Below are 21,292 nucleotides of genomic sequence, written 5' to 3' on the forward strand. Positions count from 1 at the left end.
TGATTATGTGGGAGCCGGGCTTGCCCGCGATGCAGGCGCCTCGGTGTATCAGTTGCACCGAGGTGATGCTATCGCAGGCAAGCCAGCGCCCACACAAGCCGTCTTCCACACAAGCCCGGTTCCCACAGGGAGAACAGTGCTGCTTTTTAGTGCTGCAGGATTTTCTCAAGGAAGTGCTGCGCGCGTTCGGAGCGGGCGCTGATATCGCCGAAGAACTCCTCTTTCGGGCAGTCTTCGATGATCTTGCCGGCGTCCATGAAGATCACGCGGTCGGCCACTTTGCGCGCGAAGCCCATTTCGTGGGTCACGCACATCATGGTCATGCCTTCGTGGGCCAGTTGCACCATCACGTCGAGCACTTCGTTAACCATCTCCGGGTCGAGCGCCGAGGTCGGTTCGTCGAACAGCATGACGATCGGGTCCATGGCCAGGGCGCGGGCAATGGCCACACGTTGTTGCTGGCCGCCGGAGAGCTGGCCCGGGTGCTTGTGGGCGTGCGCCGACAGGCCCACACGGTCAAGCAGCTGCAGGCCCTTCTTGGTGGCTTCTTCCTTGCTGCGGCCCAGCACTTTGATCTGTGCGATGGTCAGGTTTTCGGTGATGGTCAGGTGCGGGAACAGCTCGAAGTGCTGGAACACCATGCCCACGCGCGAGCGCAGTTTGGGCAGGTTGGTCTTCGGGTCGGCAATGGAGGTGCCGTCGACCACGATGTCGCCCTTCTGGAACGGTTCCAGCGCGTTGACGCACTTGATCAGGGTGGATTTGCCCGAACCCGATGGGCCGCACACCACGATCACTTCGCCTTTTTTGACATCAGTGCTGCAATCGGTCAGCACCTGGAAGTCGCCATACCACTTGTTGATGTTCTTGATAGAGATCATACGGCAAACCTTTTTTGCAGACGCTTGACCAGCAGCGAGGCGGAAAAGCTGATGATGAAGTAGACGACACCGGCGAAGATCAGGAACTCATTGGAGCGGCCGATGATGTCGCCGTTGGAGCGGGCGGAGTTGAGGAAGTCCACCAGGCCCACGGTGTAGACCAGCGAGGTGTCCTGGAACAGGATGATCGACTGTTGCAGCAGCAACGGGGTCATCTTGCGGAAAGCCTGGGGCAGGATGATCAGACGCATGGTCTGGCCATAGGTCATGCCCATTGCCTGGGCTGCGCCCATCTGGCCCTTGGGGATCGACTGCACGCCGGCCCGCACGATTTCACAGAAGTACGCAGCTTCGAACATCATGAAGGCCACGACGCAGGAAGTGAACGCGCCGATCGGGGTGTCTTCGCCGGTGATCCAGCGCAGCACGAACGGCACCGCCAGGTAGAACCAGGTGATCACCAGCAGCAGCGGGATCGAGCGGAAGTAGTTCACGTAGGCGCCGGCCAGGCGCGACAGCAGTTTGCTGGACGACAGGCGCATCAGCGCCAGGACCGTACCCAGTGCGATGCCGCCGACCACGCCCATGACCATCAACTGCAAGGTCATGACCATGCCGTTCCACAGGCCCGGAATGGCGGGGATGATACCGCTGAAATCGAAGTCCATTATTTACCCCCCACGGAGATCAGTCCGGGCACCGCGACTTTCTTCTCGATCACGCGCATCAGCAACATCAGGCTCATGTTCAAGGTGAAGTAGATCAACGTAGCCAGGGTGAAGGCTTCAAACAGGTTGGCCGAAAACTCGGCAGTCTGTTTGGTTTGCGCCAGCAGTTCCATCAAGCCGATCAAGGACGCCACGGAGGAGTTCTTGAACACGTTGAGGAATTCGGAGGTAAGCGGCGGAATGATGATGCGGTAGGCCTGGGGCAGCAGCACGTTCCAGTAGATCTGTGGCAGCTTGAAGCCCATGGCACGCGCCGCAGCTTCCTGGCCACGTGGCAGCGCCTGGATGCCGGTACGCACTTGTTCGCACACACGGGCGGCGGTGAACAGGCCCAGGCACACGACAACGCTCAGGTAGGCCGAGGTGGTCGGGTTGAGGTCCTGTTTGTACCAGTCCTGCAGGTTCTGCGGCAGCATATCGGGCACCAGGAAGTACCAGATAAACAGCTGCACCAGCAGCGGCACGTTACGAAACAGCTCGACGTAGCAGGTCGCGATGCCCGCTACGATGCGGTTTGGCACGGTGCGCATGACCCCCAGAATGGAGCCAAGCAACAAGGCGATAATCCATGCCACGACAGCGATGGCGATGGTCCAGCCCAAGCCGGCGATGTACCAGTCGAGATAAGTCTCGCTGCCAACGCCAGTGGACTTGAAGAACACGCCCCAGTCCCAGTTGTAATTCATTAGGGTCTCCCCTCGAGATCGATCGATGTACAAGCACCCGCTTGGGGAAGATCCTTTCCCGCCTGACGGTGAACGCCAGGCACACGCGATCGGCTCGAAAACCGCCAGGTCGAGTGTTCCACATTAATGCCAGCAGGTAGTAACAGACGCCTGAGGGAGGGTTGGCCCCCTCAGGACATAAGCTTAGTCAGGTATCAGATTTTTACGTCAGGGGCTGGCTTGTCGCTTGGGTTGGCGATCAGCTCCTTAACCTTTTCGCTCATCGGGAAGTTCAGGTTCAGGCCTTTTGGTGGGATCGGGCTCTCGAACCATTTGCTGTAGATCTTGTTGATCTCGCCGGATTTGTACAGGGCAACGATGGCGTCATCCACGGCTTTCTTGAAGGCCGGATCGTCTTTACGCACCATGCACGCGTAGGCTTCGAAGGACTGTGGAGTACCGGTGATGACCCAGTCGTCCGGCTTCTTGGCCTTGGCTTCTTCGCCGGCCAGCAGGGCGTCGTCCATCATGAACGCGACGGCACGGCCGCTTTCGAGCATCTGGAAGGATTCGCCGTGGTCTTTGGCCGAGATAACGTTCATGCCCATCTGCTTGTCGGCGTTCATCGCTTTGATGATGCGCTCGGACGTGGTGCCAGCGGTGGTCACGACGTTTTTGCCTTTCAGGTCGGCAAAGTCAGCGTAGGACGGCTTGCCATCCTTGTCCTTCTTGACCAGCAGACGGGTGCCGATTTCGAAGATGTTGACGGTGAAATCAACTTGCTGGGCGCGTTCGGCGTTGTTGGTGGTGGAGCCGCACTCAAGGTCCGCAGTGCCGTTCTGGATCAGCGGGATACGAGTCTGCGAAGTCACCAGGTTGTATTTGGCCTTCAGATCGGGCTTGTTCAGGTCTTTTTTCAGGGCTTCAACTACAGCCAACTGAACGTCGTGGGAGTAGCCCACGGGTTTGCCCGAGCCATCCGCGATGTAGGAAAACGGAATGGAGCTGTCGCGGTGAGCGAGGGTGATGGTGCCGGAGTCGTTGATTTTCTTCAGTGTGCCGGTGAGTTCGGCGGCGAAAACTGGAGTGCTGATCAGAGCAGCAGCGATAGCTGCGCCCAGGATATGGGGAACGATGCGCATCAATACTTCCTCGACATTTGTTTTTTTTATGAAGCCGGCTAAGCGACTCTCTTTGTACTGCGAATGCCCATGACGGCTCCTAAGGCGCCTCAGGCAATCGTCAGGGAGTGTAGAGCATGAGTCGTGCCATACCAGAAATAAAAGGTTATTTGATTGATTTATAAGGAGATTAAGTTTGTGTTACGAGGGATTTGTAACGGTTTGGTCCGGCAAACCGAATGGGGTGGGGTGTGGCGTTCGGAAAACCGAATGGTCAGCAAGGTATTCCGAGCCAGGCTTTTTGTGGGAGCTGGCTTGCCCCGCGATGCCTGCACCTCGGTCTTTGATTGAACCGAGGTGATGCAATCGCAGGCACCGGCGGCCTATCCGGTGCTGCTGGGCTCGGCCTTCAGTGTGATTCGCGACATGGGCCTGCGCTATGCCAGGACACACCCCATAAAAAAGCCCCTGGACCTTGCGGTACAGGGGCTTCTCGTCACTGCCTGCGATCAGGCTGCTTCAATCTTCGCGCGGTTTTGCTCGACCTTGGACAGGTAGCGCTGCACGTTTTCCTGCTCTTGCGGTGTGGTGAACAAGCCCAGCTTGGTCCGGCGCCACAGCACGTCATGCGGTTGCGTCACCCATTCTTCGGCGCACAGGTAATCGACTTCGCGGGTGTACAGGCCGCCACCCAGGTGTTCGCCCAAGTCAGCAAGCGATTGCACGCCTTCGAGCAAGCGCCAGGTACGGCTGCCGTACGTGGTGGACCAACGGCGTGCGATCTCGCTTGGCACCCAGTCAAATTTGGCGCGAATCGCTTCGGCCAAGGCTTCTGGCGTAGTCATGTTCTCGCCGCCCGGCAGGCTCGCCGTGGCGGTCCAGCTTGGGCGCATTTGCGTGAAAAACGGCGCCAGTTGCGCCATCGCCGATTCGGCCAGCTTGCGGTAGGTGGTCAACTTGCCACCGAACACCGACAGGATCGGCGCTTCACCGTTACCGCCAGACAGCGACAGGGTGTAGTCGCGGGTGATGGCCGACGGGTTGTCCGATTCGTCGTTGCACAATGGGCGCACGCCGGAGTAGGTGTGCACGATGTCGTCGCGGCTCAACTGCTTCTTGAAGTGCGCGTTGACCACTTTGAGCATGTAGTCGGTTTCACCTTCGGTAATCGCAACCTTCGCTGGGTCACCGGTGTACTCACGGTCGGTGGTGCCGATGATGGTCAGGTGGTTCAGGTACGGAATCGTGAAGACGATGCGCTGATCTTCGTTCTGCAGGATGTGCGCGTGCGCACCTTCGTAGAGTTTCGGCACGATCAAGTGGCTGCCCTGGATCAGGCGGATGCCGTAAGGCGAGTCCAGCTTCAGGTCTTCCTTGATGAACTTGGCGACCCACGGGCCGGCGGCGTTCACCAAGGCGCGGGCGCGGATCGAGAACAGGCTGCCATCGGCGCGTTCCATGTTCATTTCCCACATGCCGTTGCTGCGATGTGCGCTGATGCAACGGGTCTGGGTGTGGATATGCGCGCCTTTTTCACGGGCGGCCATGGCATTGAGTACCACCAGGCGGGCGTCATCAACCCAGCAGTCGGAGTATTCGAAGCCTTTGGTGATTTCACTTTTCAACGGGCTGTCGGGGCCGAACTTAAGGCTCTTGGAACCGGCGAGTTTCTCGCGCTTGCCCAAGTGGTCGTACAGGAACAGGCCCGCGCGAATCATCCACGCCGGGCGCAGGTGCGGGCGGTGCGGCAATACAAAGCGCATCTGCTTGACGATGTGCGGGGCCTTGGCCAGCAGCACTTCACGTTCGGCCAGAGCCTCGCGCACCAGGCGGAATTCGTAATGTTCGAGGTAGCGCAGGCCGCCGTGGATCAGCTTGCTGCTGGCGGAAGATGTGTGGCTGGCCAAGTCGTCCTTTTCGCAAAGGAATACCGACAAACCGCGCCCGGCTGCGTCTGCTGCAATGCCGACGCCATTGATTCCGCCGCCAATTACGGCAACGTCATAGACTTCGGCAAGCGGTGGAGCAGGCAAGGTGGAAGGGTTCATCGGCTGGCCTCGCGATCTTTTTCGTCTTGGAATTCGAACATTAATGTTCATTTGCGAAAATGGTAGCTGATAAACGCGCGCACAGCCACCCGACTTCGATTGAAAAAACTCATCGAAGGGCGGCGAAAGGAAGAATTGTGAACATGAGCCTACGGCAGGCTCGAGAGATGGGGTGTCGGATCTATCGCCATCGCGGGCAAGCCCGGCTCCCACAGTTGACCGAGTGCCTGCATGAGAATGCGGTCAACTGTGGGGGCGGGCTTGCCCGCGATGGCGCCAGTCCAGGCGCTAAACCACTTCCAGCCTGACTTTGTGCTGGTTCAACAACTGCACCAACGCCGGCACCGGCTGCTGGTCGGTCACCAGACAGTCCACCAGACTGATCGGCCCCAAGCGAATCATGGCATTGCGCCCGAATTTACTTGAGTCGGCCGCCAGGATCACCTGGCGCGCATTGGCGATGATCGCCTGGGAAACCCTGACTTCCTGATAATCAAAGTCCAACAAGCTGCCATCTTCATCAATGCCACTGATGCCGACCAAGGCAAAGTCGACCTTGAACTGGTTGATAAAGTCGACACTCGCCTGGCCCACCACACCGCCGTCACGGCGCACGTTGCCGCCGGTCAACAGCACATCGAAGTCGTCCTTGGCACTGAGCATGGTCGCAACGTTGAGGTTGTTGGTGATGATTTTCAGGTGGTTGTGATTGAGCAGCGCACGCGCGATGGATTCGGTGGTGGTGCCGATATTGATGAACAGCGAGGCGTGATCAGGGATTTGCGCGGCAATGGCTTCGCCGATGCGTTGTTTCTCATCGCGCATCTGGTCGGCACGCATGGCGTACGCGGTGTTCTCGACACTGGAGTCATAGGCCGCGCCGCCGTGGTAGCGGCGCAGCAGGTTGGCGTCCGCCAGTTGGTTGATATCGCGGCGGATGGTTTGCGGGGTGACAACGAATAGCTGCGCCATCTCCTCGATACTGACGTAGCCGCGTTCGCGCACCAGTTCGAGAATTTGTTGTTGGCGGGGAGGCAGATTCATGGGGCGTCCTTTGGGCTGCCATACAAAAGTGGCCCATGATGCCGCAGCAATCGACTCCCCGCCAGTTACAACCCGATATGGGTCCGGCGGTTGGCTTATTCAGCGCCTTCGTGCGGTTCCCAGTCGCGGGTGCGGCTGACTGCTTTTTGCCAGCCGGCGTAGAGCTTCTCTTTGGCGGCTTCATCAAGCTGTGGTTCGAATTCGCGCTCGATGACTGCCTTGCCACGCAGTTCGTCCAGGCTGCCCCAGAAACCGCAGGCCAGGCCTGCCAGGTACGCGGCGCCGAGTGCCGTGGTTTCGCGCATTTGCGGGCGCTCGACCTGGGTGCCGAGGATATCGGCCTGGAACTGCATCAGGAAGTTGTTGGCCACCGCGCCGCCGTCCACACGCAGGGCTTTGAGGCGTTCGCCAGAGTCCTGTTGCATGGCGTCCAGCACGTCGCGGGTCTGGTAGGCAATCGACTCCAGGGCGGCACGGATAATGTGATCCACGCGCACGCCACGGGTCAGGCCGAACAGCGCGCCACGGGCATACGGGTCCCAGTACGGGGCGCCCAGGCCGGTGAAGGCGGGCACCAGGTACACGCCGTTGCTGTCCTTGACCTTGCCGGCGAAGTATTCGGTGTCGGTGGCGTCGGCGATGATTTTCAGCTCGTCACGCAGCCATTGCACGGTGGAGCCACCGTTGAAGACCGCGCCTTCGAGGGCGTAAGCCACTTCGCCACGTGGGCCGCAAGCGATGGTGGTGAGCATGCCGTGCTTGGATTTCACCGCCTTGTCGCCGGTGTTCATCAGCAGGAAGCAACCGGTGCCATAGGTGTTCTTGGCCTGGCCGGCTTCTACGCACATCTGGCCGAACAGCGCCGCTTGCTGGTCACCGGCAATACCGCCGATGGCGATGCCGCTTTTGGTGCGGCCGTAGATTTCCGAGGAGGACTTGACTTCCGGCAGCATTTCGCGCGGCACGTCGAGAATCTCCAGCATCTTCGCATCCCACTCCAGGGTGTGGATGTTGAAGAGCATGGTGCGCGAGGCGTTGGTGTAGTCGGTGACGTGGGTCTTGCCGCCGGTAAATTTCCAGATCAGCCAGCTGTCGACGGTGCCGAACAGCAGTTCGCCATTGCGCGCACGCTCGCGGCTGCCTTCGACGTTGTCGAGGATCCACTTGAGCTTGGTGCCGGAGAAGTACGGGTCGGTGACCAGGCCGGTGGTGTCACTGATGTATTGCTCGTGGCCATCGCGCTTGAGCTGCTGGCAGATCTCGGTGCTGCGGCGGCACTGCCACACGATCGCGTTGTAGATCGGGCGGCCGGTGATCTTGTCCCAGACCACGGTGGTTTCACGCTGGTTGGTGATACCGATGGCAGCAACCTGGTCATGGTGCAGGCCGGCTTGTGCCAGGGCCTCGACCATTACCGCGCTCTGGGTGGCGAAGATTTCCATCGGGTCATGTTCGACCCAGCCGGCTTGCGGGTAATGCTGAGCGAATTCACGCTGGGCGGTGCAGACCACGTTGGCGTCACGATCGAAGATGATCGCCCGTGAACTGGTGGTGCCCTGATCAAGGGCAATGATGTAGTTCTTATTCTGAATGTCGGTCATGTCAATTGCCTTGGACGAAATAAGGAAGTCAGAAATCAGCCTGGTCCGCGAAGGGCAGGGGACCAGGCCGGCGCTTTCAGGAAATACGAGTCTTGCCGTTGACAGCCGTGTCAGGTGTTTCTTCAGCTATAGCAGGTGCGGCGCTCGGCAAGTGGCGGGCAATCAGCCCGCGATAAGCCGCTGCGCCGAGGCAGGCGCCGACAATCGGCGCGAAAATCGGTACCAGGAAGTAAGGAATATCGCGGCCGCCAGTAAAGGCCATTTCACCCCAGCCGGCGAAAAAGGTCATCAGCTTGGGGCCGAAATCACGCGCCGGGTTCATCGCAAAGCCGGTCAGCGGGCCCATGGCACTGCCGATAACTGCAATCAGCAGGCCGATTAACAGCGGGGCCAACGGGCCGCGGGGCAGGCCATTGTTATCGTCGGTCAGGGCCATGATCACGCCCATCAGGATGGCGGTGATGACCATTTCCACCAGGAATGCCTGGGCCGTGCTCAGCAGCGCGTGCGGGTAGGTGGAGAACACCGACGCCAATTCCAGGCTGGCCTGAGAGCCGCGAATCATATGGTGAGTTTGTTCGTAATCGAAAAAGAGGTTGCTGTACAGCGTGTAAACCAACGCCGCCGAGCAGAAGGCGCCAGCGATTTGCGCGAGGATATAGAAGGGCAGTTTGCGTTTTTCGAAATCGGCAAAAATGCACAGCGCGATACTTACCGCCGGGTTGAGGTGCGCCCCGGAAATACCGGCGCTCAGGTAGATCGCCATGCTCACGCCGACCCCCCAGATAATACTGATTTCCCACAGCCCGAAGCTGGCACCCGCGACCTTGAGCGCAGCGACACATCCTGTACCGAAGAAGATCAGAAGCGCAGTCCCCAGGAATTCGGCCATGCATTGGCTCGAAAGTGAAGGCTGTTGAAGAGCAGTAGTCATGGCAAACCTCGATTGTTGTTCTTGTTGGCGCACAGCCTCAACGGGCCGTTGCGCGATTTTCACCGTAATCAGGATCCCCATCCTGACTGCAGCTTCCCGCTGGAACACTGGAGCACTATTCCTACAGTATTCGGAAACGAAAAAATATAGACAAGAATGACCGCTGTCAAAGGTCGAAAGTGAACCATTGGTCATTTTCGAACTATTGGTCTGGTGAATGATCACGGGTGAGGCTGCAAGCGCGCATGGCGGGAGGGGCGCACTAGAGCGTTTTGCGCGGGCTTGGCCTAGAATTGGCGATCTTTCTGCCGCGCCCGGAGTAGTCATGACACCCGCACTGGACCTGTTGAAAAAAGTTCGCGCCGAACATCGCATCCACAGTTACGAGCACGACCCCAAGGCCGCGTCTTATGGCCTGGAGGCCGCGGAAAAATTGGGGCTCGACCCGGCGCAGGTGTTCAAGACCTTGCTGGCCAGCAGTGAGAAAGGTGAATTGCTGGTGGCGGTGGTGCCGGTCGTCGGAAGTCTGGACCTGAAGGCGCTGGCCCATGCGGCCGGCGTTAAAAAAGCCGAGATGGCCGATCCGGTAGCGGCGCAGCGCTCTACCGGTTACCTGTTGGGCGGCATCAGCCCGTTGGGGCAGAAGAAGCGTTTGCGCACATTTATTGATGAGACCGCGCAACAGTTTGCGACGATTCATGTGAGCGCAGGCAGGAGGGGGTTAGAAGTGGAACTGGCCGCAGCGGTGCTGGCCGAGCATACCCAGGCCAAATTTGCGCCGATTGGGCGGGGCTGAAACTCAATTCTGAATCCACTAAAAACCCAATGTGGGAGCTGGCTTGCCTGCGATTGCATCACCTCGGTTCAACTGACAGACCGAGGTGTCTGCATCGCAGGCAAGCCAGCTCCCACATTTTTTACCCGGTTTAGTCAGTTGTTCAGTGGGCGGCGCTGTAACGTCGCACGCCGGATTCAACTTGAGGAATCTGCGCCGCCGTGCTGCCCGATGCCTGAAACAACACCAGATGCTCCGCCGCCACCCGAATCCCCACCTGCGCACCCACCTGATGGTCTGCATGGCTGGGGAAAATCGACTCCAGCTGTGCACCGGTCGGCAGTTGCAAGCGGTACAAGGTCGAAGCGCCGAGGAAAGTCTTGCCGACAATCCGCGCTTTTAACGCGCTGTCGGGTGCGTAAACGATGTCATCCGGACGTAGCAACACATCCACCGCGCCACCCGTTGGCCAGGTGTAGGCACGGTTGCCACGCAAGTCACCCAGTTCGGTGCTGACCGATTCCGGCGAACTCAATTGCCCGCGAATGAAGTACCCCTGGCCGATAAAGCTGGCGACATAAGGGGTTTGCGGTTCGTGGTAGAGGTTGTAGGGCGTGTCCCACTGCTCAAGACGGCCCTCTTTGAATACGCCCACGTGATCACTCACGGCGAAGGCTTCTTCCTGATCATGGGTGACCAGAATCGCGCTGGTGCCGCGCGCCTTGAGAATGTCACGTACTTCATGGCTGAGCTTGCGCCGCAGTTCACCGTCGAGGTTGGAGAAAGGTTCATCGAGCAGCAACAGTTGCGGTTCCGGCGCCAAGGCGCGGGCGAGGGCGACGCGTTGTTGCTGGCCGCCGGAAAGTTCGTGGGGGAAACGCTTGCCGAGGTTTTTCAGGTTGACCAGTTCCAGCAGTTCGCCAACCACGCGGTCTTTTTGCGGGTGCTTGCGAATGCCAAAGGCGATGTTGTCGGCCACGCTCAAATGCGGAAACAGCGCGTAGTCCTGAAACACCATGCCAATGCGACGTTTCTCCGGCGCCAGGGTGAACCCGGCACTGGAGATTACTTCACCGGCCAGGCTGATCTCACCTTCATGCACCGGCTCAAACCCGGCGATCGCGCGCAAAGTTGTGGTTTTTCCGCAACCCGAGGAGCCCAGCAGGCAGCCGATGTCACCGGCGTTGAGGTGCAGGTTGAGGTGCTGCACCACGCGTTGATCTTGATAGCCGCATGCCAGATTGCGCAGGTTCAGCAGTAATGGCTGGCTCATGCGTGGTGGTACGACGGCGGGACGAGGAATTCGAGCAGCGCCTTTTGCGCATGCAGGCGGTTCTCAGCCTGGTCCCACGCCACCGAACGCTCATCGTCGAGCAGGTCGAGGCTGATTTCTTCGCCCCGGTGCGCGGGCAGGCAGTGCATGAACAGCACGTCTGGCGCGGCCAGGTCGAGCAAGGCACGGGTCACCTGGAACGGCGCGAACAGCGCCAGGCGCTTGGCGGTTTCTTCTTCCTGGCCCATGGAGGTCCACACGTCGGTGCTCACCAGGTGCGCGCCGATGACCGCGTCACGCGGGTCGCGCACCACGGTCACGCGATCGCCCGCCTGGGCCAGGAAACGTGCATCCGGCTCGTAGCCTTCGGGGCAGGCCACACGCAGTTGGAAGTCGAACTGGATCGCCGCTTCTATATAGCTGTTGCACATGTTGTTGCCGTCGCCGATCCAGGCCACGGTCTTGCCCTGGATCGAACCACGGTGTTCAAGGAAGGTTTGCATGTCGGCCAGCAACTGGCACGGGTGCAGGTCATCGGACAGGCCGTTGATCACCGGTACGCGCGAGTTGGCGGAAAATTCGGTCACGGTGCTGTGGGCAAAGGTGCGGATCATCACCGCATCGAGCATGCGCGACATCACGCGGGCAGCGTCGGCGATCGGTTCGCCGCGGCCCAGTTGGGTGTCACGCGAGGACAGGAAGATGGCTTGGCCACCCAGCTGGATCATGCCGGCTTCGAACGACACGCGGGTGCGGGTCGACGACTTCTCGAAAATCATCCCGAGCACACGGTTTTTCAAAGGCTCGAAAAGTACGCCGCGGTTACGCAGGTCTTTAAGCTCAATGCCTCGACGGATCACGCTGACCAGCTCTTCGGGCGTGCAATCCATCAGGGAGAGAAAGTGCCTTGCGCTCATCATTAACTACCTTTTTGCAACAGACCGCAGATACTCAAAGCCTTGTTTATTGTGACAACGGGCGAGACCTGCGGCGAAAGCCGCACGGGGCGACGAAATAGGGGAAGGCGCGATCTTATAATTAAATGTCGCGTCTTACCAATAGGGCTACAGTTTTTAAGGGTGTTCAAGAGGGGCGCCGGAGCGCTTTTGAAGACTGATTCCTGACAGCAGCGCCCCATTTGTACACTGGCGCCAAGACCTTTTGCAATGTGTGGGGCGGGCCTGGAGCGGGTTGTGTCGGTTTCGGAGCGCCTATGCAAAGATTTGAAACACTTGCCCATGGCCTGGCCTGATGCCCCTCGATTCACAGAACGAACGTTGCTGGTGCGCGTTCAGGTGTCGGGCCATAGTTGGGCCAAAGCCCAATAAAGAGACTGGCCATGACCAAGACTCTCCACCACCGTGCCTGCCATCTGTGTGAAGCCATCTGCGGCCTGACCCTGGAAACCACCCAGGCGGACGACGGCAGCCTGGCGATCACCTCTATCAAGGGCGACCCGCTGGACGCGTTCAGCCGCGGACATATTTGCCCAAAAGCCGTGGCGCTGCAGGATATTCAGAACGACCCCGACCGCCTGCACCAGCCCATGCTGCGAGTGGGCAGCGACTGGCAGCCGATCCCGTGGGACGAGGCCTTTGCACTGGTAGCCGAACGCCTCGCAGGCATCCAGGCCCGGCACGGGCAGAACGCGGTGGCGGTGTATCAGGGCAACCCCAGCGTGCATAACTACGGGTTGATGACCCACAGCAACTACTTCCTTGGCCTGCTGAAGACGCGCAATCGGTTTTCCGCCACCTCGGTGGACCAGTTGCCCCATCACCTCACCAGTCACCTGATGTACGGCCATGGCTTGTTGCTGCCGATTCCGGATATCGACCACACCGATTTCATGCTGATCCTGGGCGGCAACCCACTGGCGTCCAACGGCAGCATCATGACCGTGCCCGATGTGGAGAAACGCCTCAAGGCCATCCAGGCCCGCGGCGGTAAAGTGGTGGTGGTTGACCCCCGGCGCAGCGAGACGGCGGCGATTGCCGATCAGCATGTGTTCGTGCGGCCCGGTGGCGACGCGGCGCTGCTGTTCGGGCTGCTCAACACCTTGCTCAGCGAAAACCTGACTCGCGACAGCCATTTGCCGATTGCTGGCCTGGAGGATGTGCGCCAGGCGATCGCCGGGTTTACCGCCGAAGCCATGAGCCGCCAGTGTGCGGTGCCGGCCGAGCAGATCCGCCAGTTGGCGCGGGACTTTGCGGCGGCGGACAAGGCCGTGTGCTACGGGCGCATGGGCGTATCGACCCAGGCCTTCGGCACGCTGTGCCATTGGCTGGTGCAGTTGATCAATCTGGTCACGGGCAACCTCGACCGTGTCGGCGGCGCCTTGTGCACCACGCCGGCGGTGGATCTGGTGGCCTCCACTGGCGGCGGGCACTTCAATCGCTGGCAAAGCCGGGTGTCCGGGCGGCCGGAGTACGGTGGCGAGTTACCCGTATCGGCCCTGGCCGAAGAAATGCTCACTGAAGGCGAAGGGCAGATCCGCGCCCTGGTGACGGTGGCCGGAAACCCGGTGCTGTCCACGCCTAACGGTCGCCAACTGGAGAAGGCCCTGGACGGTTTGGAGTTCATGGTCAGCGTCGACCTGTATATCAACGAAACCACGCGCTATGCCGACCTGATCTTGCCGTCCACCTCAGCGTTGGAAAACGATCACTACGACACCACGTTCAATATGTTCGCAGTGCGTAACGTCACCCGCTTCAATCGCGCGATCCTGCCCAAGCCTGCCGGCGCGTTGCATGATTGGGAGATCTTTGTCGGCTTGGCCAAGGCCTTCGCTGCGCACACCGGCGCGGTGCTCAAGCCGACCATGGCGCCGGCACAGATGATCGACTTTGGCTTGCGTGCCGGGGTCTATGGCGATGCGTCCGAGCACAAACTGTCGGTGGCCACGCTCGCTGATCATCCCCATGGCGTGGATCTGGGGGCGCTCAACCCCAACTTGGCCGCACGCTTGAAAACCGCCGACGGCCACGTGCAGGCAGCGCCTGCGGTGGTCCTGGCAGACCTGGCGCGCTTTGCGGCCCAGCCGGTGCCAATGGTCAATGAGCTGTTACTGATCGGCCGTCGGCATGTACGCAGCAACAATTCCTGGATGCATAACTATCACCGCCTGGTGAAGGGCAAGCCGCGCCATCAACTGCATATGCATCCCGACGACCTTGCCAGCCGACAATTGAGTGATGGGCAGTGGGTGCGCGTCAGCTCACGCGTTGGCGAGATCGAAGTGGAAGTGGTGGCCAGCCTGGACATGATGCCTGGCGTGGTCAGCCTGCCACACGGCTGGGGCCACGGTCGTCCAGGCGTGCGCATGACCATCGCCAGTGGGCAGCCTGGGGCCAGTGCCAATGACCTGACCGACGAGCGGCAATTGGATGAATTGTCTGGAAACGCCGCGCTTAATGGCGTGCCGGTACAGGTGGCCGCCGCATAAGGCCCGAGCACCGCGCTGGAATTTTGCGTTACAATGCGCCACCGTGCCGACCTGTGAGTCGCAAAGTTCCAGCCGAGGTGTTCCATGGATATCATCGAAACGATCAAAGAGCAGATTGCCAATAACACCATTCTGCTTTATATGAAGGGCGCCCCGAACGCTCCTCAGTGCGGTTTCTCCGCGAAGGCTTCCCAGGCCATCATGGCGTGCGGCGAGAAATTCGCTTACGTGGATATCCTGCAAAACCCGGAAATCCGTGCCAACCTGCCGAAGTACGCCAACTGGCCAACTTTCCCACAACTGTGGGTAGCCGGTGAGCTGGTCGGCGGTAGCGATATCATCACTGAGATGGCTGCTGACGGTTCGCTGCAAGCGCTGATCAAAGAAGCAGCGGTAAACGCGGCGGCCAAGACTGACGCTTGACCCGAATGCAATAAAAAGCCCCGCTTCTCGAAAGAGAGCGGGGCTTTTTTGTGATCGTTCCCACGCTCCGCGTGGGAATGCATCCTGTGACGCTCTGCGTCACCATGCTCAAGTGGGAACGATCTTCAGCGCTTATTCACCCATCTGCGATTGCAGGTAGTTTTCCAGGCTGACTTTAACGATCAAGCCCAGCTGGGTTTCCAGCCAGTCGATATGTTCTTCCTGATCTTCCAGGATATCTTCCAGCAGCTCACGGCTGCCGAAGTCGCCTTTGGTTTCGCAGTGAGCGATGGCGGCCTTGAGGTCGCTGTGGCTCTTCTGCTCGAACTTCAGGTCGCTGCTGATCATCTCCTGGGTGTGCTCGCCGATGTTCAGCTTGCCCAGGTCCTGTACGTTCGGCAGCCCTTCCAGGAACAGGATGCGCTTGATCAGCGCGTCTGCGTCCTTCATGGCCTTGATCGATTCTTTGTATTCACGCTTGCCGAGCTTTTCCAGGCCCCAATCGTCATACATGCGCGCATGCAGAAAGTACTGATTGATCGCGACCAGTTCATTGGCAAGGATTTTGTTGAGTTGCTGGATGACTGAGATGTCGCCTTTCATGACTGGGGTCCTGCCCTGTAATAGCTGTGTATAGGGCGGAGTTTGAGCGGCGAAATCCCTAGTGTCAAACCTAAGTTATTGAATAATAAATGAAAATTAATCGGAATAAGAATGTTTGTGTTCCGCGTCTTGACGCTAACTAATTGAATTACGGGCATAAAAAAACCGGACATTAAGTCCGGTTCTTCAAAACACGCCTATTTAAGCGTGTGTAAATTCTGCTGAGTAGGGGAGTGCGGCCTGGGCTGTTTGCAGCTGCGTCAGGGTTTCCCGTACCACTTGCTTGGCGAGGCAAGCACATTTGCCGCACTGGCTGGCAACGCCGGTGGTTTCACGTACTTCCTTGTAGCTGCAGCAACCTTCATAGATTGCTTCGCGGATTTGTCCGTCGGTGACGCCAGTGCAGAGGCAGACATACATAAGGGAGAACCATCGCGGGTTTAAGGCTTAAGTGCGATGGATCTTAATGTTAACGAGAATGATTGTCAAAGTAGATTCACAGGGTATTGCCAGGTACCTGCGGCGCGCTGACGAACGGTTTTTTCAGTGTATGATGGTCGGTCTTCACGAAGCGTGACCGCGTCACAGGCCTGTCGCTTAACTGCGCCAGACTTGGGCTGGTCCTTTTACTTCAATCGTCACCCTTACATCAGGAGATACCCAATGAGCGTACTCGTCGGCAAACAAGCCCCGGATTTCGACGTACCTGCCGTCCTCGGCAATGGCGAAATCGTAGACAGCTTCAAACTGTCTGAAGCCATCAAAGGCAAATACGGCCTGGTGTTCTTCTACCCGCTGGACTTCACCTTCGTGTGCCCGTCGGAGCTGATCGCTCTGGACCACCGCATGGACGATTTCAAGGCGCGCAATGTTGAAGTGGTAGCCGTTTCCATCGACTCCCATTTCACCCACAACGCCTGGCGCAACACCGCCATCAATGATGGCGGCATCGGCAAAGTCAAATACACCATGGCTGCCGACATGAAGCACGACATTGCCAAGGCCTACGACGTTGAGTCCGAAGGCGGCGTGGCGTTCCGTGGCGCGTTCCTGATCGACGACAAGGGCGTTGTACGCTCGCAGATCATCAACGACCTGCCGCTGGGCCGTAACATGGAAGAGCTGATCCGTCTGGTCGATGCCCTGCAATTCCACGAAGAGCACGGCGAAGTCTGCCCTGCCAACTGGAAAAAAGGCGACAAAGGCATGAACGCTTCGCCAGAAGGCGTTGCGGCTTACCTGACCGAGAACGCTGGCAAGCTGTAAGCCAGGTTCGCGGCACAAAAAAACCGGCCTGAAAAGGCCGGTTTTTTTGTGCGCTGCATTTGGTTCTGTGGCGAGGGAGCTTGCTCCCGCTGGGCTGCGAAGCAGCCCCATAACCTGACACCGCAGTTTAACAGGTTAACCGCGGCGGTCTTATTGGGGCCGCTGCGCAACCCAGCGGGAGCAAGCTCCCTCGCCACAACCACAAAGGCGTCAGCCTCAGTCGTTGAAGTCTTCCCAGCCGCCCATTTGCTTCCACCGATTGACGATGCCGCAGAACAGCTCGGCAGTCTTCTCGGTGTCGTAGCGGGCCGAGTGGGCCTCACGACCGTCAAAGTCGATACCGGCCGCCTGGCAGGCCTTTGCCAGCACGGTCTGGCCGTAAGCCAGGCCCGCAAGCGTGGCGGTGTCAAAGCTGGAGAACGGGTGAAACGGGTTGCGCTTCATGTCCAACCGCGTCACGGCAGCATTCAGGAAGCCCAGGTCGAAGCTGCTGTTATGGCCCACCAGGATCGCGCGTTTGCAGCCATTGGCCTTCAACGCTTTACGCACACCACGGAAGATATCGGTCAGCGCCGCTTCTTCACTCACGGCCATGCGCAGTGGGTGATCGAGCTTGATGCCGGTGAACTCCAGGGCTGCAGCTTCGATATTCGCGCCTTCAAACGGCTCCACACGGAAGAAGTGGGTGTGTTCCGGGAACACAAAACCCTGTTCATCCATGCCGATAGTGGTCGCGGCGATTTCCAGCAATGCGTCGGTGGCGCAGTTGAAACCACCGGTTTCTACGTCGATGACAACCGGCAGATAACCGCGAAACCGCTCGGCCATCGGGTGGCGGGAGCCGCCACCACTGTGCTCGTGTTCGTCGTCGTAATGGTCTTCACTCACTTGCTTTCCTCCAGCAGGCGCCAGCGCAGTGTTTCACCGGCGCGCAGCGGGATAACAGTCAGCTCGCCAAACGGCAGGCTGGCAGGGGCGGTCCAGTCTTCACGAACCAGGGTAATGCGGTCGGTATTCGCCGGCAGGCCGTAGAAGCGCGGGCCGTTGAGGCTGGCGAAGGCTTCGAGCTTGTCCAGGGCGTTGCGCTGTTCAAACGCTTCGGCATACAGCTCGATGGCGGCATACGCGGTGTAGCAACCGGCACAGCCGCACGCAGCTTCTTTGGCGTGCTGGGCGTGGGGCGCCGAGTCGGTGCCGAGGAAGAACTTCGGGCTGCCGCTGGTAGCGGCGTCCAGCAGGGCTACCTGGTGGGTGTTGCGCTTGAGGATCGGCAGGCAATAGAAGTGCGGCCGAATCCCGCCCACCAGCATGTGGTTGCGGTTGTAAAGCAGGTGATGCGCGGTGATGGTCGCGCCGACATTGGCCGAAGCCTCGTTGACGAACTGCACGGCGTCGGCCGTGGTGATGTGTTCGAACACGACCTTGAGGGTCGGGAACAGCTCGACCACGCGGCGCATATGCTCGTCGATGAAGATCTTTTCACGATCAAACACATCCACATCGCCACGGGTGACTTCACCGTGGATCAGCAGCGGCATGCCGACTTCAGCCATGGCTTCGATCGCCGGCAGGATCTTGTCGATACTGGTCACGCCGGAGTCGGAGTTGGTGGTCGCGCCCGCCGGGTACAACTTGGCGGCGTACACAAAACCGCTGGCCTTGGCCTCGCGGATTTCGGCAGGCTGGGTACGGTCGGTGAGGTAGAGCACCATCAACGGTTCGAAGCGGCTGCCGGCCGGGCGCGCAGCGAGGATACGCTGGCGATAGGCATCGGCTTGCTCGGCATTACGCACCGGAGGTACCAGGTTAGGCATGATAATCGCGCGGCCAAACGTGCGCGCTACATCGGCCACGGTTTGGGGTAACGCAGCACCATCGCGAAGATGAATATGCCAGTCGTCGGGACGCAGCAGGGTCAGGCGGTCGGACATTGGGGATTCCAGGCGGGTCAATCTGGTGGGAATGCTACCGGAAAAGACTCTTGCAGGCACTCGCTATCAAGTTTTGCCGCACGTGTCCGATATCCCTGGGTATGCCTTAACGACGTATGACGCTTTGAAGTGTTGTAGAAACCAGTGGAGCCTCCCGTGCGCCAGCATTATCTAGCCCTGCTCAGTGTGTTCGCCAGCCTGCCTGCGATGGCACTCACATTCCAGACACGTCTGGAGAATATTGAGTGGAAGGTGGAAGGCGACCAATTCGAGTGCCGCCTGGCCCAGCCGATCACCGATTTCGGTTCGGGTGAGTTTGTGCGCCGGGCCGGCGAGCAGGCGACATTTCGCCTGAAAGCCTATAGCGGCGCGCTCGGAGCGGGCTCGGCGACCTTGCTGGCTGCGGCGGCACCCTGGCAACCGGGCCGTGGTGATATCAACTTGGGCGCCGTGCGTGTTGGCAGTGGCGACGTGCTGTTCAACAGCTCCCAGGCCCAGGCCGGGCGTTTGTTCACGGGTTTGCTGGAGGGGCGTAGCCCGACGGTGCGGCATTACGGGCGTGAGGGCGGCTACTCGGAGGTCCGCCTGTTGCCGGTGAAATTCAACAAGGCCTTCAACGACTATCAACTGTGCACCACCAAGCTGTTGCCGATGAATTACGATCAGGTCAAACAGACTGAAGTCGGCTTCCCCGGCGGCGGTATCGAGCTGGACGCCGCTGCCAAGAAGAAGCTGGACGTGATTCTCGCGTTCATGAAAGCCGACCCGACGGTTAATCACGTCGAGCTCAATGGTCATTCCGACAACAGCGGTAACCGCCTGACCAACCGTGACGTCTCGCGCCGTCGTGCCCTGGCGGTGATGGACTACTTCAAGGCCAATGGCATTCAGGAATCGCAGATCACCCTGCGTTTTCACGGTGAAAGTTACCCACTGGCGCCCAATACCAATGCCGCCAACCGCGCCCGCAATCGTCGCGTGAATATTCAGCTCGAACGCGTGGCTGCCCCCGAGAAACCGGCACCCCAGGCCACTGGCCCGAGCAGCGCGGCACACACGTCATAAGGTGCGACCATCGGTCGCCCGCTCGACATAATCTGTCGCTTTATCTTCATTTGCTGTCGCGCCTCTGTAAATTCACGGTTTTGGTCGGTAGAATCGACGGCTTTCCGTACAACCCCGTGGAGTGATGGCATGGCCGACGTAAACAAGGTCGTTCTCGCGTATTCCGGCGGCCTGGACACTTCGGTGATCCTCAAGTGGCTGCAGGATACTTATAACTGTGAAGTGGTGACCTTCACCGCTGACCTGGGTCAGGGCGAAGAGGTCGAACCTGCACGTGCCAAGGCGCAAGCCATGGGCGTGAAAGAGATCTACATTGACGACCTGCGCGAAGAATTCGTCCGCGATTTCGTCTTCCCGATGTTTCGCGCCAACACCGTCTACGAAGGCGAATACCTGCTGGGTACTTCCATCGCACGCCCGCTGATCGCCAAACGCCTGATCGAAATCGCCAACGAAACCGGCGCCGACGCCATTTCCCATGGCGCTACCGGCAAGGGCAACGACCAGGTGCGTTTCGAACTGGGCGCCTACGCCCTCAAGCCAGGCGTGAAAGTGATTGCTCCTTGGCGTGAATGGGACCTGCTGTCCCGTGAAAAGCTGATGGATTACGCTGAAAAGCACGCAATCCCGATCGAGCGTCACGGCAAGAAGAAGTCCCCGTACTCGATGGACGCCAACTTGCTGCACATCTCCTATGAAGGCGGCGTGCTGGAAGACACCTGGACCGAGCACGAAGAAGACATGTGGAAATGGACCGTCTCCCCGGAGAACGCTCCAGACAAGGCCCAGTACCTGGAACTGACCTACCGCAACGGCGACATCGTTGCACTGGACGGCGTCGAAATGACCCCGGCCACCGTGCTGGCGACCCTGAACCGTATCGGTGGCGAACACGGTATCGGCCGTCTCGACATCGTCGAGAACCGCTACGTGGGCATGAAGTCCCGTGGTTGCTACGAAACCCCAGGCGGCACCATCATGCTGCGCGCTCACCGCGCCATTGAGTCGATCACCCTGGACCGTGAAGTGGCTCACCTCAAAGACGAGCTGATGCCCAAGTACGCCAGCTTGATCTACACCGGTTACTGGTGGAGTCCGGAGCGTCTGATGCTGCAACAGATGATCGACGCCTCCCAGGTCCACGTGAACGGCGTTGTGCGCCTGAAGCTGTACAAGGGCAACGTGATCGTCACCGGTCGCAAGTCTGATGAGTCGCTGTTCGACGCCAACATCGCCACCTTCGAAGAAGACGGCGGCGCCTACAACCAGGCGGACGCGGCAGGCTTCATCAAGCTGAACGCGTTGCGTATGCGCATCGCCGCCAACAAGGGTCGCAAGCTGTTCTGAGTGCGACCCTTGTTGTAAAAATGGCCCCTAGTCCAAGGGGCCATTTTTTTTGCCTGCATATAAAGACGGGCGCATTTAAAAGCAAGCTGATGTTTAAACGCGGTCTGACTGTTTAAGGTTTGTTGAATGTTGAAGTTGA

20 protein-coding genes are annotated in these 21,292 nt (G+C 59.3%); 6 read left to right on the plus strand and 14 right to left on the minus strand.

Annotated features, from left to right (window positions below; translation table 11 throughout):
- Nucleotides 1–146 precede the first annotated feature (146 nt).
- The 8 genes from HBO41_RS04805 to HBO41_RS04840 form a co-directional block, all read right to left on the minus strand.
- Nucleotides 147–881, minus strand: a complete 735-nt coding sequence (locus HBO41_RS04805; RefSeq protein ID WP_017137029.1) for an amino acid ABC transporter ATP-binding protein — start codon at nt 879–881, stop codon at nt 147–149.
- On the minus strand, nt 878–1,549 hold the full coding sequence (locus HBO41_RS04810) for an amino acid ABC transporter permease (protein ID WP_017137030.1): 672 nt from the start codon (nt 1,547–1,549) through the stop codon (nt 878–880). The genes HBO41_RS04805 and HBO41_RS04810 overlap by 4 nt, the downstream gene beginning before the upstream one ends.
- Complete coding sequence (locus HBO41_RS04815; protein WP_099548514.1) at nt 1,549–2,295, minus strand: amino acid ABC transporter permease; 747 nt, start codon at nt 2,293–2,295, stop codon at nt 1,549–1,551. Before HBO41_RS04815 ends, HBO41_RS04810 begins: the two co-directional genes overlap by 1 nt.
- 194 nt (nt 2,296–2,489) lie before the next feature.
- Nucleotides 2,490–3,416 carry a glutamate/aspartate ABC transporter substrate-binding protein gene (locus tag HBO41_RS04820; RefSeq protein WP_058421600.1) on the minus strand — a complete coding sequence of 309 codons (927 nt, stop codon included), beginning with the start codon at nt 3,414–3,416 and terminating at the stop codon, nt 2,490–2,492.
- Between the two features lie 488 nt (nt 3,417–3,904).
- Nucleotides 3,905–5,443, minus strand: coding sequence for a glycerol-3-phosphate dehydrogenase (gene glpD, locus HBO41_RS04825; protein WP_169985334.1), 1,539 nt, complete (start codon nt 5,441–5,443; stop codon nt 3,905–3,907).
- 288 nt (nt 5,444–5,731) lie between these two features.
- Nucleotides 5,732–6,487: a DeoR/GlpR family transcriptional regulator gene (locus tag HBO41_RS04830; protein WP_010212755.1), complete on the minus strand. Its 756-nt coding sequence runs from the start codon at nt 6,485–6,487 to the stop codon at nt 5,732–5,734.
- Between the two features lie 95 nt (nt 6,488–6,582).
- On the minus strand, nt 6,583–8,088 hold the full coding sequence (glpK, locus tag HBO41_RS04835) for a glycerol kinase GlpK (protein ID WP_017137034.1): 1,506 nt from the start codon (nt 8,086–8,088) through the stop codon (nt 6,583–6,585).
- Nucleotides 8,089–8,164: 76 nt separating this feature from the next.
- Nucleotides 8,165–9,022: an MIP/aquaporin family protein gene (locus tag HBO41_RS04840; protein ID WP_169985840.1), complete on the minus strand. Its 858-nt coding sequence runs from the start codon at nt 9,020–9,022 to the stop codon at nt 8,165–8,167.
- Nucleotides 9,023–9,347: 325 nt separating this feature from the next.
- Here HBO41_RS04840 and ybaK point away from each other — a divergent pair, with 325 nt between their 5' ends.
- Entirely contained in the window at nt 9,348–9,818 is a 471-nt protein-coding gene (gene ybaK, locus HBO41_RS04845; RefSeq protein ID WP_017137036.1) for a Cys-tRNA(Pro) deacylase, read from the plus strand.
- A gap of 142 nt (nt 9,819–9,960) precedes the next feature.
- Here the strand turns inward: ybaK and HBO41_RS04850 are convergent, their stop codons facing one another.
- Nucleotides 9,961–11,070 (minus strand): ABC transporter ATP-binding protein, encoded by a 1,110-nt coding sequence (locus HBO41_RS04850; protein WP_099548516.1) that lies wholly within the window; start codon nt 11,068–11,070, stop codon nt 9,961–9,963.
- Entirely contained in the window at nt 11,067–11,987 is a 921-nt protein-coding gene (argF, locus tag HBO41_RS04855; RefSeq protein ID WP_069786197.1) for an ornithine carbamoyltransferase, read from the minus strand. The genes HBO41_RS04850 and argF overlap by 4 nt, the downstream gene beginning before the upstream one ends.
- Nucleotides 11,988–12,409: 422 nt before the next feature.
- Between argF and HBO41_RS04860 the strand changes: the two genes are divergently transcribed.
- A complete protein-coding gene (locus tag HBO41_RS04860) occupies nt 12,410–14,518 on the plus strand; it encodes a molybdopterin oxidoreductase family protein (RefSeq protein WP_169985336.1) in 2,109 nt (702 codons plus the stop codon).
- Between the two features lie 84 nt (nt 14,519–14,602).
- Nucleotides 14,603–14,941, plus strand: a complete 339-nt coding sequence (grxD, locus tag HBO41_RS04865; protein ID WP_058421605.1) for a Grx4 family monothiol glutaredoxin — start codon at nt 14,603–14,605, stop codon at nt 14,939–14,941.
- 132 nt (nt 14,942–15,073) lie between these two features.
- On the opposite strand, the gene bfr is transcribed toward grxD, so the two are convergent.
- A complete protein-coding gene (bfr, locus tag HBO41_RS04870) occupies nt 15,074–15,544 on the minus strand; it encodes a bacterioferritin (protein WP_017137040.1) in 471 nt (156 codons plus the stop codon).
- A 201-nt stretch (nt 15,545–15,745) separates the two neighbouring features.
- On the minus strand, nt 15,746–15,964 hold the full coding sequence (locus HBO41_RS04875; RefSeq protein ID WP_010564137.1) for a bacterioferritin-associated ferredoxin: 219 nt from the start codon (nt 15,962–15,964) through the stop codon (nt 15,746–15,748).
- A 243-nt stretch (nt 15,965–16,207) separates the two neighbouring features.
- Here HBO41_RS04875 and HBO41_RS04880 point away from each other — a divergent pair, with 243 nt between their 5' ends.
- Nucleotides 16,208–16,810 (plus strand): peroxiredoxin, encoded by a 603-nt coding sequence (locus HBO41_RS04880; protein WP_003172097.1) that lies wholly within the window; start codon nt 16,208–16,210, stop codon nt 16,808–16,810.
- Nucleotides 16,811–17,026: 216 nt separating this feature from the next.
- Here HBO41_RS04880 and rnt read toward each other — a convergent pair whose 3' ends face one another.
- Both rnt and pyrC read right to left on the minus strand, forming a co-directional pair.
- Nucleotides 17,027–17,698, minus strand: a complete 672-nt coding sequence (gene rnt, locus HBO41_RS04885; protein ID WP_017137041.1) for a ribonuclease T — start codon at nt 17,696–17,698, stop codon at nt 17,027–17,029.
- The gene (pyrC, locus tag HBO41_RS04890; RefSeq protein WP_017137042.1) at nt 17,695–18,741 is read right to left on the minus strand and encodes a dihydroorotase; all 1,047 of its coding nucleotides are present in this window, start codon (nt 18,739–18,741) and stop codon (nt 17,695–17,697) included. The genes rnt and pyrC overlap by 4 nt, the downstream gene beginning before the upstream one ends.
- Before the next feature lie 156 nt (nt 18,742–18,897).
- On the opposite strand from pyrC, the gene HBO41_RS04895 reads away from it, so the two are divergent.
- Nucleotides 18,898–19,806, plus strand: a complete 909-nt coding sequence (locus tag HBO41_RS04895; protein WP_099548518.1) for an OmpA family protein — start codon at nt 18,898–18,900, stop codon at nt 19,804–19,806.
- 129 nt (nt 19,807–19,935) lie between these two features.
- The gene (locus tag HBO41_RS04900) at nt 19,936–21,153 is read left to right on the plus strand and encodes an argininosuccinate synthase (RefSeq protein ID WP_003208700.1); all 1,218 of its coding nucleotides are present in this window, start codon (nt 19,936–19,938) and stop codon (nt 21,151–21,153) included.
- The last annotated feature ends 139 nt before the right edge of the window (nt 21,154–21,292 follow it).

The sequence above is a fragment of the Pseudomonas sp. WS 5146 genome (assembly GCF_012985495.1).
Taxonomy (GTDB): Bacteria; Pseudomonadota; Gammaproteobacteria; order Pseudomonadales; family Pseudomonadaceae; genus Aquipseudomonas; species Aquipseudomonas edaphica.

Bases quoted from the DNA above. Each gene is read 5' to 3' on its own strand.
- HBO41_RS04815 (WP_099548514.1), bottom strand. From the start codon at position 2,295: ATGAATTACAACTGGGACTGGGGCGTGTTCTTCAAGTCCACTGGCGTT.
- HBO41_RS04850 (WP_099548516.1), bottom strand. From the start codon at position 11,070: ATGAGCCAGCCATTACTGCTGAACCTGCGCAATCTGGCATGCGGCTAT.
- argF (WP_069786197.1), bottom strand. From the start codon at position 11,987: ATGAGCGCAAGGCACTTTCTCTCCCTGATGGATTGCACGCCCGAAGAG.
- glpK (WP_017137034.1), bottom strand. From the start codon at position 8,088: ATGACCGACATTCAGAATAAGAACTACATCATTGCCCTTGATCAGGGC.
- HBO41_RS04820 (WP_058421600.1), bottom strand. From the start codon at position 3,416: ATGCGCATCGTTCCCCATATCCTGGGCGCAGCTATCGCTGCTGCTCTG.
- HBO41_RS04840 (WP_169985840.1), bottom strand. From the start codon at position 9,022: ATGACTACTGCTCTTCAACAGCCTTCACTTTCGAGCCAATGCATGGCC.
- HBO41_RS04830 (WP_010212755.1), bottom strand. From the start codon at position 6,487: ATGAATCTGCCTCCCCGCCAACAACAAATTCTCGAACTGGTGCGCGAA.
- glpD (WP_169985334.1), bottom strand. From the start codon at position 5,443: ATGAACCCTTCCACCTTGCCTGCTCCACCGCTTGCCGAAGTCTATGAC.
- pyrC (WP_017137042.1), bottom strand. From the start codon at position 18,741: ATGTCCGACCGCCTGACCCTGCTGCGTCCCGACGACTGGCATATTCAT.
- HBO41_RS04880 (WP_003172097.1), top strand. From the start codon at position 16,208: ATGAGCGTACTCGTCGGCAAACAAGCCCCGGATTTCGACGTACCTGCC.
- bfr (WP_017137040.1), bottom strand. From the start codon at position 15,544: ATGAAAGGCGACATCTCAGTCATCCAGCAACTCAACAAAATCCTTGCC.
- HBO41_RS04810 (WP_017137030.1), bottom strand. From the start codon at position 1,549: ATGGACTTCGATTTCAGCGGTATCATCCCCGCCATTCCGGGCCTGTGG.
- HBO41_RS04805 (WP_017137029.1), bottom strand. From the start codon at position 881: ATGATCTCTATCAAGAACATCAACAAGTGGTATGGCGACTTCCAGGTG.
- HBO41_RS04860 (WP_169985336.1), top strand. From the start codon at position 12,410: ATGACCAAGACTCTCCACCACCGTGCCTGCCATCTGTGTGAAGCCATC.
- ybaK (WP_017137036.1), top strand. From the start codon at position 9,348: ATGACACCCGCACTGGACCTGTTGAAAAAAGTTCGCGCCGAACATCGC.
- HBO41_RS04875 (WP_010564137.1), bottom strand. From the start codon at position 15,964: ATGTATGTCTGCCTCTGCACTGGCGTCACCGACGGACAAATCCGCGAA.
- HBO41_RS04900 (WP_003208700.1), top strand. From the start codon at position 19,936: ATGGCCGACGTAAACAAGGTCGTTCTCGCGTATTCCGGCGGCCTGGAC.
- grxD (WP_058421605.1), top strand. From the start codon at position 14,603: ATGGATATCATCGAAACGATCAAAGAGCAGATTGCCAATAACACCATT.